Origin of the sequence: Roseovarius litorisediminis (assembly GCF_900172295.1) — a bacterium.
Taxonomy (GTDB): Bacteria; Pseudomonadota; Alphaproteobacteria; order Rhodobacterales; family Rhodobacteraceae; genus Roseovarius; species Roseovarius litorisediminis.
On sequence record NZ_FWFL01000002.1, the window covers coordinates 120727 to 134528 of the forward strand.

At 59.6% G+C, this 13802-nt stretch carries 13 protein-coding genes; 3 read left to right on the plus strand and 10 right to left on the minus strand.

The window, feature by feature from the left end:
- Positions 1-126: 126 nt before the first annotated feature.
- The 3 genes from PEL8287_RS03995 to PEL8287_RS04005 all read right to left on the minus strand — a co-directional run bounded on the left by PEL8287_RS03995 (position 127) and on the right by PEL8287_RS04005 (position 2640).
- The gene (locus tag PEL8287_RS03995) at positions 127-414 is read right to left on the minus strand and encodes a sll1863 family stress response protein (RefSeq protein ID WP_085891469.1); all 288 of its coding nucleotides are present in this window, start codon (positions 412-414) and stop codon (positions 127-129) included.
- 222 nt (positions 415-636) lie between these two features.
- Positions 637-2181, minus strand: a complete 1545-nt coding sequence (locus tag PEL8287_RS04000) for an alanine/glycine:cation symporter family protein (RefSeq protein WP_085891078.1) — start codon at positions 2179-2181, stop codon at positions 637-639.
- A gap of 24 nt (positions 2182-2205) precedes the next feature.
- Positions 2206-2640 (minus strand): universal stress protein, encoded by a 435-nt coding sequence (locus tag PEL8287_RS04005; protein ID WP_085891079.1) that lies wholly within the window; start codon positions 2638-2640, stop codon positions 2206-2208.
- 149 nt (positions 2641-2789) lie between these two features.
- Between PEL8287_RS04005 and PEL8287_RS04010 the strand changes: the two genes are divergently transcribed.
- Positions 2790-3257: an Lrp/AsnC family transcriptional regulator gene (locus PEL8287_RS04010; RefSeq protein WP_085891080.1), complete on the plus strand. Its 468-nt coding sequence runs from the start codon at positions 2790-2792 to the stop codon at positions 3255-3257.
- 34 nt (positions 3258-3291) lie between these two features.
- On the opposite strand, the gene PEL8287_RS04015 is transcribed toward PEL8287_RS04010, so the two are convergent.
- On the minus strand, positions 3292-6861 hold the full coding sequence (locus tag PEL8287_RS04015; protein WP_085891081.1) for a hydantoinase B/oxoprolinase family protein: 3570 nt from the start codon (positions 6859-6861) through the stop codon (positions 3292-3294).
- A 129-nt stretch (positions 6862-6990) separates the two neighbouring features.
- Here PEL8287_RS04015 and PEL8287_RS04020 point away from each other — a divergent pair, with 129 nt between their 5' ends.
- Positions 6991-7410 (plus strand): protein tyrosine phosphatase family protein, encoded by a 420-nt coding sequence (locus tag PEL8287_RS04020; RefSeq protein WP_085891082.1) that lies wholly within the window; start codon positions 6991-6993, stop codon positions 7408-7410.
- Positions 7407-8135 (plus strand): 2-dehydro-3-deoxygalactonokinase, encoded by a 729-nt coding sequence (locus tag PEL8287_RS04025; protein ID WP_085891083.1) that lies wholly within the window; start codon positions 7407-7409, stop codon positions 8133-8135. The genes PEL8287_RS04020 and PEL8287_RS04025 overlap by 4 nt, the downstream gene beginning before the upstream one ends.
- 52 nt (positions 8136-8187) lie before the next feature.
- Here PEL8287_RS04025 and PEL8287_RS04030 read toward each other — a convergent pair whose 3' ends face one another.
- The 6 genes from PEL8287_RS04030 to PEL8287_RS04055 form a co-directional block, all read right to left on the minus strand.
- Complete coding sequence (locus tag PEL8287_RS04030; protein WP_085891084.1) at positions 8188-9117, minus strand: metal ABC transporter permease; 930 nt, start codon at positions 9115-9117, stop codon at positions 8188-8190.
- Complete coding sequence (locus tag PEL8287_RS04035) at positions 9114-10313, minus strand: metal ABC transporter permease (protein WP_085891085.1); 1200 nt, start codon at positions 10311-10313, stop codon at positions 9114-9116. The genes PEL8287_RS04030 and PEL8287_RS04035 overlap by 4 nt, the downstream gene beginning before the upstream one ends.
- A gap of 3 nt (positions 10314-10316) precedes the next feature.
- Complete coding sequence (locus tag PEL8287_RS04040; RefSeq protein ID WP_085891086.1) at positions 10317-11111, minus strand: metal ABC transporter ATP-binding protein; 795 nt, start codon at positions 11109-11111, stop codon at positions 10317-10319.
- Positions 11112-11122: 11 nt separating this feature from the next.
- Entirely contained in the window at positions 11123-12085 is a 963-nt protein-coding gene (locus PEL8287_RS04045) for a metal ABC transporter solute-binding protein, Zn/Mn family (RefSeq protein WP_085891087.1), read from the minus strand.
- A gap of 95 nt (positions 12086-12180) precedes the next feature.
- Positions 12181-13125 carry a HAMP domain-containing sensor histidine kinase gene (locus PEL8287_RS04050; RefSeq protein ID WP_085891088.1) on the minus strand — a complete coding sequence of 315 codons (945 nt, stop codon included), beginning with the start codon at positions 13123-13125 and terminating at the stop codon, positions 12181-12183.
- The gene (locus PEL8287_RS04055) at positions 13110-13802 is read right to left on the minus strand and encodes a response regulator transcription factor (RefSeq protein WP_085891089.1); all 693 of its coding nucleotides are present in this window, start codon (positions 13800-13802) and stop codon (positions 13110-13112) included. Before PEL8287_RS04055 ends, PEL8287_RS04050 begins: the two co-directional genes overlap by 16 nt.

Sequence of the window (13802 nt, forward strand, 5' to 3'; positions counted from 1 at the left end):
CGGCAGCTTGGTACTCCAGGCCGTCAGGCATCAAATTCTGTGGGCTAAAGCATTTCGCAAAACTTTTGTGGTCTGAGATTTTGAAACAAGGGCTGCCACACATCCGGTGCGACAGCCCTTCGTACATCAGGTGAAACGCTTATAGGCGTCTTTCATGGCTTTCGACATCGAATCCCATGCTTCGTCTGCGCCACGTTTAATGTCGTGCCAGGCGGCGGTCTGGGTATCGCGCAATTTCTCCAGTTCTTTTTCCAGTTTGTCGCGATGTTCCTTGAGGTCTTTCAGGTTTTTCTCATAGGTAAGTTTCGCGTCGGCCTGGGCCCCTTCCGCCTTGGCGCGAAGCTTGTCAATATCAGCGTGCCATTCGTCCAGCTTGGCTTCCAGTTTTTCCTGATAAGCTTGTTTATTGTCCAAGGTATCAAAATCCTCTCTTTTCAAATGTGTTTGGCGACCCGTTTGGCGGGGCCGGCCCTGTACTATTTCAAATGGGGTTGATCTGGGGGCAGACAAGGCTGACGCCATGCGTCGGCAAAACTACACCGACGCGGGAATTGCCATTTCTACAAAAAAAGGCCGGCGCACCTGGCGCCGGCCCCGTTTCCCCACCTGCATGTTGCAGAGGGGATAAAGTTTATTTTAGTTGTACTTCTTGATTTCGCCGGACTTGAGGCGCGACAGGTAGCTGTCCAACTCGCGCTTGACGATCGGCATCAGGATATAAAGGCCAACAATGTTCACAACCGCCATGGCAAAGATCGCCGCATCCGAGAAGTCGATGACCGGGCCAAGGCTGGCGGCGGCACCAATGACCACGAAGATGCAGAAGATGACCTTGAACACCAGTTCGGTTGTCTTGCCTTCACCAAACAGGAAGGTCCAGGCCTTGAGGCCGTAGTAGGACCAGCTGATCATGGTCGAGAAGGCAAACAGAATCACCGCGATGGCCAGGATGTACTTGAAGAAGCCAAAGGATGACGAGAACGCGGCGGATGTCAGAGCGACACCTTTGTTGCCGTCAATCGTCTGGATCGTCTTGCCACCTTCGTCCAGCAAGTAGAGGCCGGTGTTCGGGTCAGCGACCAGTTGGCCAGTGATGATGATCACCAGTGCTGTCATGGTACAGATCACAACAGTGTCGATGAACGGTTCCAGCAGGGATACGAAACCTTCGGTGATCGGCTCTTTGGTGCGAACCGCCGAGTGGGCAATCGCGGCCGAGCCAACACCAGCCTCGTTCGAGAAGGCCGCCCGTTTGAAGCCCTGGATCAGCGCTCCGACCATACCGCCTGCAACGCCAAGCCCGGTAAAGGCCCCTTCAAAGATCTGACCAAAGGCCCAACCAATCTTGTCGAAGTTTATCAAGATGATGATCAGCGCGGTGGCCACATAAAGCACACCCATGAAGGGCACGATCTTTTCGGTCACCTTGGCGATGGATTGCAGGCCGCCCACGATCACGGCAAAGACGACGCCGGCAAAGACGATACCAGTAATCCAGCCGGGATAGTCACCCACAACGTTGGTGATCTGTGCATGTGCCTGGTTGGCCTGGAACATGTTGCCGCCACCCAGTGCGCCGAGGATACAAAAGACCGAGAACATGACCGCGAGTATTTTACCACCTGGCATGCCACGTTCGGCAAAGCCTTTGGTAAGGTAATACATCGGGCCACCCGAAACGGTGCCGTCTTCGTATTCGTTGCGATATTTCACGCCCAAAGTACATTCGGTGAACTTTGAGGCCATGCCCATCAGACCCGCAAGGATCATCCAGAACGTGGCACCCGGTCCGCCGATGCCCACGGCAACAGCCACACCGGCGATGTTGCCAAGGCCAACTGTGCCTGAAAGCGCTGTTGCCAGCGCTTGGAAATGGCTGACCTCGCCGGCGTCATTGGGATCCGAATAGTCCCCTTTGACCAGTGAGATCGAATGCGGAAAGGCGCGGAACTGGATGAACATGAAATAAAAGGTGAAAACCGTGGCTGCAACGACCAGCCACATGACGATCCATGGGAAGGAAGTGCCCGGAAACGGGCTGAAGATGAAGTTGACGAACCAGCCGGTGGACTTGGCGAACATCTCGTTCACCTTTTCGTCCACCGATTGTGCCATTGCCGGTGCGCTGGTCAATGCCAGCCCGGCCGCGGCTGTCGCCGCATGGGTTATTTTTCGATACATGTGACTATCCCTGATTGATTATTTTTATGGCACGATGGTGCAGGGCACCGGTGTGGACTGGGCCAGTGTCATGGCAACCGAACCAAATATCCGACTGCCCAGGCTGGTTTCACCATCCCGACCAATGAACATCTGATCTGCGCCGCTTTCATTACAAATTTCGATAAGCGTGTTGGCAATATGGCCGTATTTGATCACCGTCTCGACCTTGACACCGCTGTCCGCCAGGCGCGCGGTTACAGGACCCATAAGCGCCTTTTCAGCGCGTGCCAGTTCTTCACCGCGGCGCTTGTGACGCTCTTCCAGTTCGGTGGGGGTCAGAAAAGAATAGGGTGACCATTCCAGGATGTGGGCAACCAGAATACTGCCCCCCTGGCTTTTGGCTTTTGCAACAGCGAAATCCAGCGCCCTTTCTGCTGCCTCACTGCCGTCATAAGCGACGACGAATTTTCCGGACATATTTATCCTCCCTTGGATACAAAAGCGCCGTTCATGGCGCTGTGTCATCATACCGCAGGTTGCGATGCAAAAAATGCTTATCTTTCTTGAATTTCGGAAAAATTTCGGAAATGTTAGCGGATAACGGGTGCAAGATAGGAAAATTTACGATGGACAGGCTGGACAGACGCATTCTTTCCCTCCTCCAGAAAGACGGGCAAATCTCGATGGCACGCCTGTCCGAGTCGGTGGGCCTGTCTTTGTCTGCCTGTCACCGGCGGGTGAAAATTCTTGAATCCGATGGAATGATTTCGAATTATGCCGCCCGTCTGGACCGTCGGGCGATTGGGTTGGAAATTCAGGTGTTTATCGAGATCAAGCTGGCGTCGCAGCGCAAGCCTGATATCGAAGCCTTTGAAGAGGCGATAAAAGCGATGGATGACATTCTGGAATGCCATCTGATTTCGGGTGAGTTTGACTACCTTATCCGCGTCGCCGCCCGCAGCACCGCTGACTATGAACAGCTCTATCGTAACCGGCTGTCGCAAATTCCGTCGGTTACGCAGATGAAAACCCTGCTCAGCCTGTCAACGGTCAAGGATTTCCTTGGCTATAATCTGGAAAACCTGCCGAACTGACCAGCGTGGCCTGGCCGGTCAACGCGAAAGTTTATCAGCCCCATCCCCCGCCGCCCGGTGTGGCCATGCCAAAGACCGCCCCGGCGGGCAGGTCAACCTCGTCATTGCCTTTCATCTCGCGCCGTGTGCCATCGGGCATCTCAACCCAGTTCAGACCAACCTTGCCATCCTCGCCGCCATCAACGCCAAAGGGCGGCACTATGCGATGCGAACACAGCGTCGTCACCGTGACCGGTGTCAGAAACCGCATGCGCCGCATCACGCCATGGCCGCCGCGCCATTTCCCCGCGCCGCCCGAATCGGGCCTGATGCCGAATTCCTCAAGCCGCACAGGAAACCGCTTTTCCAGAATCTCGGGGTCGGTCATGCGGGTATTGGTCATATGGCTTTGCACCGCGTCGCAGCCGTTGAAACCGGGCCCGGCCCCGGTGCCCCCGGCGATGGTTTCATAATTCTGAAAAGCATCCGTGCCCCAGACGAAATTGTTCATCGTTGCCTGGCTTCCGGCAATCACATGCAGCGCGCCGTATAGCGCATTACACGTCGCCTGACTGACCTCAGTATTCCCGGCAATCACCGCCGCCGGATAAATTGGATTCAACATCGACCCATCTGGCACTACAATTTTCAATGGCTTCAGGCAGCCCTGATTCAGCGGAATATCCGCGCCCACCATTGTGCGGAACACGTACAGAACCACGGCATCGCAGATCGAGCGGGGCGCGTTATAATTGCCCGGATTTTGCGGTGACGTTCCGGTGAAATCGATGGTGGCTTCGCGGTTTGCATGATCAACAGTGACCTTGACCCGGATTTCCGAACCAATATCCATCGGATAGATAAACTGCCCGTCCTTCAGACTGTCGATAACCCGCCGCACGCTTTCTTCGGCATTGTCCTGTACATGGCCCATATAGGCCAGAACCACATCAATCCCGTAGTTGTCGACCACCTTCAGCAATTCCTGCCGCCCGGTTTCATTGGCGGCCACCTGCGCCTTTAGATCGGCCATGTTCTGGGGGATGTTCCGGCAGGGGTATTTGCACGAGGCCAGAATCGCCTCGGCCTCGGCCTCCAGCAACGTGCCGCGATCCACCAGCTTGACGTTGTCAATCAGCACGCCTTCTTCGTCGATATGGGTGCTGTCGGGCGGGGCAGACCCCGGTGTGCGCCCGCCAATATCCGCATGGTGCCCACGAGATCCCAGCCAAAAGGCCGGTTTATCGTCCACAAAGACCGGCGTGATCACCGTGACGTCCGGCAAATGCGTGCCGCCGTTATAGGGCGAGTTCAGCATATAGGCATCGCCCGGCTGCACATCGGGGTTCAGCCGCATGATGGTTTTCACACTGTCCGACATCGACCCCAGATGAACCGGGACATGCGGCGCGTTGGCCACCAGATCGCCAAGCTCATCAAAGATCGCACAGGAAAAATCGTAACGTTCCTTGATGTTTACCGACCACGAGGTATTGGCCAGTGTCGCCCCCATTTGATCAGCGACCGACATGAAAAGGTTGTTGAACACCTCCAACAACACCGGATCGGCCTGCGTGCCCGCCGCCAGATCACGCTCTTTGGCTTGCGTGCGTTCAAGGATCAGGTTGCCCATGGCATCGACGTGCGCGGCCCAGCCCGGCTCAATCACATTGGTGCCCGTCGGCTCGGATATCACCGCTGGCCCGGCCACCTGCGCCGACGGGTCCAGCCGACTGCGCTCGTATAGCGGCACATCGCGCCACGCACCCTCGACATGCATCGGGATATGCGCGCTGATCCGACCATCGCCTTGTGGAAGGGCGGGCTGCGGTGCCTGACCGGTCTGGCCAATCGCCTCGACGCTCAGCATCTCGAACAGGATAGCGCGCTCGGGCGAATAAAAGCCAAAACGCTGCCTGTGGGCGGCCTCAAACTCGGCCTGCATCTTCTCAGGCGTGCCAAAGCCCACCTCCAGCGCCTGATGGGAGCCGTCATAGCGCAGGTGTGCCCGGCGCTGCAGGGTGATATCTTCGACGCCCTGACCAGCCACTTCGCCACGGGCTTGCCGGGCAATCCCGTCCAGGGCCGTCTCTGCTTCCGCAACATCTGCCAAGGGTGCATCCATCTGCACCTCGCGCATCGCGCGGATCTCGGCCAACCCCATGCCGTAGGCGCTCAGCACGCCCGCATGCGGGTGGATCAGCACCTTGCGCATCGCCAGTGCATCGGCCACCAGACAGGCGTGTTGTCCGCCCGCGCCGCCAAAGCATTGCAGGGTATAGCCAGTCACATCATGGCCGCGCTGCACGCTGATTTTCTTGATCGCATTGGCCATGTTGTCCACGGCAATTCGAAGAAAACCCTCGGCCATATCCTCGGGTGTGCGGGGGGTTTCTCCTGTCTCGGCCGATACGGTCTCGGCCAGGGCTGCGAACTTTTTGCGCACCACATCCGCATCCAGCGGCTGATCACCTTCAGGCCCAAAGACGGGCGGAAAATGGTCCGCGTTCAGTTTGCCCAGCATCACGTTGCAATCGGTGACCGTCAGAGGCCCGCCGCGGCGATAGCACGCCGGTCCCGGATTGGCGCCGGCACTTTCCGGCCCGACCTGGAACCGTCCGTTGCGAAAGGTGCAGATGCTACCACCGCCGGCCGCCACCGTATGAATATCCATCATCGGCGCGCGCATCCGCACGCCTGCGACCTCGGTCTCGAAACTGCGTTCAAAATCCCCGGCATAGTGGCTCACATCCGTGCTGGTGCCACCCATATCGAACCCGATCAACCGGTCATGTCCCGCCGCCTCGCCGGTCTTGACCATGCCCACGATGCCACCCGCAGGCCCCGACAGAATCGCATCCTTGCCCTGAAACAGCTGTGCATCGGTCAGCCCGCCATTGGATTGCATGAACAGCAACGCATCACAGGCCCGGCCCAGATCCAGCGCGCCCGCCACCTGATCGACATAGCGGCGAAGAATGGGCGACAGATAGGCATCCACCACCGTCGTATCGCCGCGTCCCACCAACTTGGCCAGACGGTTCACCTGATGGCTGGCGGTGATCTGGGTATAGCCCAAGTCAGCGGCAATATCGGCCACGCGCCGCTCGTGCTCGGGGTTCAGATAGGCATGCAGCCCCGCAATCGCCACTGCGCGAACGCCATTGTCATAGGCGCTTTGCAAAACGATCCGCGCCGCATCTTCGTCCAGCGCCTGCACCACGGCGCCATCGGCATCCAGCCTTTCATCCAGCTCGGCCACATCTTCGTACAACAGATCGGGGCGCTTGATTTCCAGATCAAACAGGCGCGGCCGCGTCTGATAGCCGATCTGCAGCAGATCGCGGAACCCTTTGGTGATCAGCAGCAGCACGCGCTCGCCCTTGCGCTCCAACAGCGCATTGGTGGCGACGGTTGTGCCCATCTTGACGGCGCGAATGGCCCCATCCGGAAAATGATCCTGCGCATCCATCACCTCGCGGATGCCCTGCACGGCGGCGTCGCTGTAACGTTCGGGGTTTTCCGACAACAGTTTGTGGGTATGGACGTCGCCCGCCGGATCAAGCGCCACGATATCGGTGAACGTGCCGCCCCGGTCGATCCAGAATTCCCATTGTCCGCTCATCGTACACCCCTTTAGTCATCCTGGTGCCACGATTGGCACGCCAAGATTAAATGTCAACGTTAGTGACACCATTGAAACCCAGCCGCTTTTTTGCGCATATGACGCCAGATCAACAAAGAGGCCACTACCATGGACCTGCGCAGAATTACCGACGATTTTTCCGTCTCGCCCCAGATCGAATGCGAGGATGTTGCAGACATTGCCGCCGCTGGCTTTCGCTCGATCCTCTGCAACCGTCCCGATGACGAGGAATTGGGCCAGTGCGCCTATGATGACGTGGCAAAAGCGGCGGCGGACGCCGGGCTCGCGGTGCGTTCGGTTCCCATCATCTCGGGGAGAGTTACCCCCGAAGATGCACAGGCCTTTCGTGCGGCCCTTGAAGAAATGCCCAAACCGATCCTTGCCTATTGCCGCAGTGGCACCCGCTGCACCATGCTCTGGAGCATTGCCAGCTTCGGTGCGCTTGACCCCGATCAGATCGTCAGCGCCGCAGCAGACGCGGGGTATGACGTGTCAGGCCTGGTACGGCAGTTGCAGCAAAAAGGATGACGGCCTGGATCGCCATGGGCCGCAGCGGTGCGCAGGTTACAGCCTGCGCAATGAAAGGTGTCACTTTGCTGCGTACGGCGCAGGGCGTTGATGAGGCCGCAGCCCTGTCCCATCTTGATTACACGGCTGATCGCATCCTGCGCATAGGTGACGGGGCGCCTGCCAAGTTGCCCGCGCCTGTGCTGCCCAACGGCGGGCGTGGCCTGCCGGGATTCACCCAGGACAATCCACCTGATGTCATTGGCGGCTGGGTCCGCCTGTGGATCATCGGCTTTCTGGCGCAGCACGAAAACTGGGACGGGGTGATCTGTGCCTGCGAGGGTGACGTGACCCATTGGATCCACATCAGCGCGCGCGAGGCTGTAAGCTGCCAAAGCTTCCTGACTCAGCGTCTGGTCACCGCGCTCGGAGGCACGCTGCCCCCCGATGATGCCGCGATTGACGACAGTCTTTCCCGACCTGAACGTCTTGCCGCCCATTTGCGCATCGCAGAGGTCACAGGCAACACCGCCGCCGTGACCGGTCACCTGATCGGGGCCGAGCTTGCCGCCGCGCGTGCCTATTGGCTGGGTCAGCAGGTGGCCCTTATCGCTGCGGACAGGGATGCGTCGGGTTATGGCGCGGCGCTAAACGCGCAGGGGGTGCCCCTTACCAGCTTTACTCCAGAGGCCTTGATGCCCGCGGCGCTTGCGGCCCTGGGCAAGGAATTCGGCCTGACTGGCTGATGCGCTTCTTCTTGGCAAAAATACTCAAAAAACGGCCCGCTTTTGCAGCGCGTTACGTTTCGGTCGGGGCACCGGCCCTGGTCCGGCAAGGTCCAGCCAGGGCTGTCACCAGCAGGATCAGCCCTGAAACCGTGGCGATCATTCCCGCGGCACTCACGGCGTTCTCGAAGCCCAGCCATAGCGGGCCATAGCCTGCCAGCACATAACCCAGAACCGCCGACAGGGTGGCAAACAGAACGCTCCAGCCGATCTGCCGCTCCAGACGGTTGGTCATCAGTCGCGCAGCGGCAGGCGGGCAGATGAACATTGCAATCACGATGATTGATCCCACCGCGTCAAAGGCTGCCACCGCGGCAATCGCCGCCACCACCACCAGCGCAAGACCCAGCAGGTTCGTGCGCAGGCCCAGTGTCTGCGCAAACCCTTCGTCAAAGGTCGAGAGTTTCAGAGGCCGCCACAACACAGCAGTGAATACAGCCACAAAGGCCAGCGTCAGTGCCATGCGTGTCAGTTCCGGCGGCAGACCCTGAAGCGCCTCCCAATCCAGCAGCGAAGCCCAGCCGAAACCATCAAGCCAGATCAGGCTTTCCAGGCTTCCGTAAAGCGCATGTTGCACGTCCAGATGCACCGACGAGGTATCTGATTGCTCCAGCAACAAAACGCCCCCGGCAAACATTGACGTAAAGACAACACCCATCGCGGCCCCGGGCTCGATCCTGCCTAATCGCCGAATAACCTCGATCAATACGACTGCCGCCAGGGCTGCGATACCCGCCCCCAGCATCATCGGCCAGGCCGCCACAACACCAGTGGCCAAAAAAGCCAGCACAATACCGGGCAGCACCACGTGGCTTATTGCGTCGCCGATCAGCGCCTGTCGCCGCAGCAACAGGAAATTGCCGGGCAGGGCGCAAGCCACTGCTGCAAATACGCCGATCAATAGTGGCGGCAGCGACAAGGCGACGAATTCAGCGCCCATCATGTCACGGCCTCGGGTCCAAGATTGCGGTCAAGTTCGGTGATCTGATCCGTGGTCAGAACCCGCTCAAGCGGGGTCAATCCGTCATAGCGCGCCGCCGCTGTCTCATAGTCGGGATCGCTGCGTAACAATTGCCAGCGCCGCTCGTCCAGCAGCGCCTTGGATGCCTGTCCGCGTCCCTCATCCGTGGCCACGCCATCGGGCCGCACATATCCGGCGCGGCGCATCAGCCGCAGGGTCAGTCGCTCGTAAATCGGTTGCCCCTGTGCCAGCGCCAGCAGGCCCTGCCGCAGATGCACACGGCGCTGAAACTTCAGGTGCCGCACAACAGCTGCCAGCACGCCACGCCCTGGTGCGGCGAATAGCGACAACACGAACAGCACAAAAGCCACAAGCACGATAATCGGCCCCGTTGGCAGCGCCGGTGCCGTGGCTGAAATCGCGGCACCGGTATACCCCGCCAATCCGCCCATCGCGCCTGCAATCAGCACCACATGGCCCACACGGTTGGTCCAGAACCGCGCGGCCACAGCAGGGATGATCAAAAGGGCCACGATCAGGATCAGCCCGACAATTTTAAGCCCCACCACCGTGATCGCAAGCGCAAGCCCCATCATTGCCAGCTCGATCTGACGCACATTCATACCGCTGCCAGCGGCAAATTCGGGATCAAAGGCAACCATTGACATCGGGCGTCGCAGAACCAGCACCAGTGCCAGCACGGCCGCACCACCGATGGCAATCACTACGGCGTCGTTCCACAGCATGCCGGCGGTTGATCCCAGCAAAAAGCTTTCCAATCCGGCCTGTCGGCCTGCTGTCATTGATTGCACAATGGTCAAAAGTACGATTCCAAAGCCGAAAAATACCGAAAGAACCGCACCAATTGCCGCGTCTTCGGCCAACCGGGTACGCCGCGTCAGCCAACTGACACACAACAATCCCACGGCGGCCGACACAGCAGAGCCCAGCAAAAGCCCGGGCAGCGACCTGCCGTCGCCGCCAAGGGCGACCATTGTCATGAAGGCCAGTCCGACACCGGGCAGGGTGGCATGGCTGATCGCGTCGCTGACCAGCGCGCGTTTTCCCAGAAAAAGAAATGTCCCCGTGGCGCCGGCCGCAATGCCCAATAAGGCCGCGCCGATGGTCACAAGCGTGGCGTTATAGCCCAGTTGAAGGGTCAGCGCCTGCCACAGCATCGGCTATCCCGCCGCACCCATCTGCGCCGTGGCCAGACGCCCGCCATAGGCCTCTTGCAGGTATTCCGGGACAAAGGCCTCGGCCACGGGCCCTTCGGCGACGCGGCTTGTGTTGATGATAAAAACCCGGTCGAAATAATCAGGCACAGTCGCCAGATCGTGATGCACGGCAATCACCGTCTTGCCCTGCTCTTTCAGCGCCTTCAGCACGGCGATGATTGCCTTTTCGGTCGCGGCATCCACCCCGGCAAACGGTTCGTCCAGCAGATAGAGATCGGCGCCCTGCGCCAGCGCACGGGCCAGAAATACCCGCTGCTGCTGCCCGCCTGAAAGCTGTCCGATCTGGCGGTCGGCAAACCCTTCCATGCCGACTCGTGCAAGGCACGACATCGCGATTTCCAGATGTTTCGGGCGCACCCGGCCCAGCAGGCCCAGTTGACGGTAAAGACCCATCAACACCACATCCAGCACCCGTGTCGGAAAATCCCAGTCGACGCTGGCACGCTGCGGTACATAGGCAATGCGGTGGCGTTGTGCGCTCAGCGATTTGCCATAGCTTCTGATCCGCCCCGATACCGGTTTGACGATCCCGAGTGCGGCCTTAAGCAGGGTGGACTTGCCCGCGCCATTGGGTCCGATGATGGCCGTCATCGCTCCTGGCTCAAACGTGGCATCCACCGAGAATAAAGCGGGCTTTTCGCCGTAGGATACCGTCAACCCGCGAATTTCCAGCGGGCTGCGGGTGTCTTTTCCAACGTCCTTCCGGTGGCCGTCTTGTGTGGCTAGTTCCAGATGCATCGGCTCTTCCTTCAGGTTCCGGCGTTCAGTTTGCCGTCCATGCCGCGCGGGGGCACATTGCCGCCAAGGGCTTTGGCGATGGTGCTGATATTGTGATCGATCATGCCAATGTAGGTGCCCTCATAGGTGCCGGGCTGGCCCATCGCGTCCGAAAACAGCTCGCCGCCGATCTGCACCTCGTGCCCCTGAGCAGCGGCTCCTTCGGCCAGCGCCCGGACATTGCGATCCGAGACCGAGCTTTCGACAAACACCGCCCGGATATCACGCGCGACCAGCAGATCGACCAGCGTCCTGATCCGGTTCAGCCCGGCCTCGGACTCGGTGGAAATGCCCTGAATGCCAACCACGTCAAATCCGTAGGCCCGGCCGAAATATCCAAAGGCATCGTGCGCCGTCAGCAATACGCGCGCGCGCTCGGGCACCGAGGCCAGCTTTTCGCGGGCATAATTGCTCAGGCGGGCCATGCTGGACAAATGCGCGGTTGCATTGGCTTCGAACGTGGCTGCATATTCCGGTGCGGTATCGGTCAGTACCTTTTGCACAGCCCGGACCACATGGACCCACAGATCAGGCACCATCCAGATATGCGGGTCATAGCGGCCCTCATAATCGGCATGACCGATCAAAAGGTCTTTGGGTATCGCCTCACCGACAGCTGTTACATTGCCGCGCTTGGCCAGTTTCAAAAGAAACTCTTCCATTTGCGCCTCAAGATACAGTCCATGCCACAGCACCAGATCGGCACGGGTCATCGCCGCGATATCGCTGCGTGTCTGCCGGTAAGAATGCGGATCAACACCCGCCCCCATCAGGGATTTGACCTCAACCAGATCGCCGCCAACCTGCCGGGCCGCGTCGCCGATCATCCCTGTCGTCGCGACCACATTCAGGCGCGCCTGCGCCTGCAGCGGCGTTGCGGCAAAAGCAGTCGAGAAAGCCACAAGGCTCAGGAAATGGCGGCGTGTTGGTTGCATAGGTCTCCTGGAATCAAGCGAGGTACTTTGGAATGAATATGAGAGTGGTTCGCAACTAAGTCAAGAAACTTGCGAATAATTCTCAATTTCAGTTTTCAGAAGTCTATTTTGAACACGGCGCCAGTGTCTGATGCGATCAGACTGATCTTGCCGCCCGCCGCCTGCAGCATGGTGCGCGCAATTGCCAGCCCCATGCCGGTGCCGCCTGCACCACGCCTTGTTGTGAAAAACGGGTCAAAAATCCGGTCCCGGTTGCCCGGTGCAATGCCGGGGCCATTGTCGCTGACCAGTACACCGCCTTCCGCAGCAGAGATAACCAGACGATCCGCCCCGTGCGCGGCAGCGTTCTGGGCCAGATGCCCCAGAACCACCTCCAGCGCCCGAGCATCCATCGGCAGCGCCGGATCCCCGTTCACCTCAATCGTCAGGTCCGCCCGCACGCCCGGCACCACCTCTGACAGCCTTGACGGGCCGATCCCTAGTGGTTCACGGGCGACGGCCAACTGTCGCAGCGCCTCTAACTGTCCCTGCATCGTCTGCGCCGAGGTGCGGATTGTGCTTATCAATTGCGCCCGGTCTGCCTTGTCGGCCCCGTCCAGCAGCTCTGCCGCGCCAATCAGGCTTGTCAGGGGGGATTTCAGCTCGTGTGTGACATGATCTGTGTAGGCGCGCAGACCGGTTTCGCGATCTTGCAAGGTCGCCGCCATTTCCTGCACCGCCCGCGCCAGATCCGTTATTTCAGGCGTACCGAAATGAGGTGGCAGCGGCGCATCCCGACGCCCCTCTTTCACGGCGTTGGCATGAGCGGTCAGGGCGTAGACCGGGCGCAGCACCAGCCGCCATAACAAGAACCCCAATATCACTGTGGCCACGATGGCCATCCATGCAATCAGCCAGGCGGTTTCGCCCCATCCCAGAATATTGCCAGCCAAGCGGAAATACCCGACGCCCAGCAGCGGCAGGCACAGTACCACCGCCAGGGTGCCACCAATGACCAGCGCCAGGGGCGGACGCCATTTCTGCCTTATGCGCTCCGGCATGGGCCCATCCGGATGCCAACCCCGTGCACAGTTTCAATCGCCCCGTCACATCCTGCGGCGGCCAGTTTGGCACGAAGGTTGCGCAGATGGCTGTCCACCGTGCGGTCCGAGACGTGGATTACCCCGCCGTAAACGGCCTCAACCAGTTGCGCCTTGGTGGCAACATGTTCGGGCCGGGCCATCAGATGCGCCAGCAGCGTCATTTCACGGCTTGTCAGTGCCACCGGCTGATCGCTGATGGTGCAAAGATGCCTTGCCGGATCCAGACGCACCATGCCGCGCTGCAGGGGCTGATCCGTACCGTTGACCAATCCCTTGGCCGTGCGTTTCAGAATGGCCCTGATCCGCGCCACCAATTCGCGCGGTGAAAACGGCTTGGACACATAATCGTCACCGCCCAGCTCGAACGCCAGAACCCGGTCAATCTCGTCATCTCGGGCGGTCAGGAATAGAACCGGTGTGTCTCGCTCGGCCCGTAGCGTCCGGCACAGTTCCAGCCCGTCCATTTCAGGCAGACCGATGTCCAGTACAATCAGATCTGCCTTGCCGCGCCGGGCCTTTGCCAACCCCTCTGCGCCGTCACCTGCCTCGGCCACATTGTGGCCTGCCTGTTTCAATGCGATCCGCAGCACATCACGTATCTGCGGATCGTCGTCGATGATCAGAATGTCAGCCAT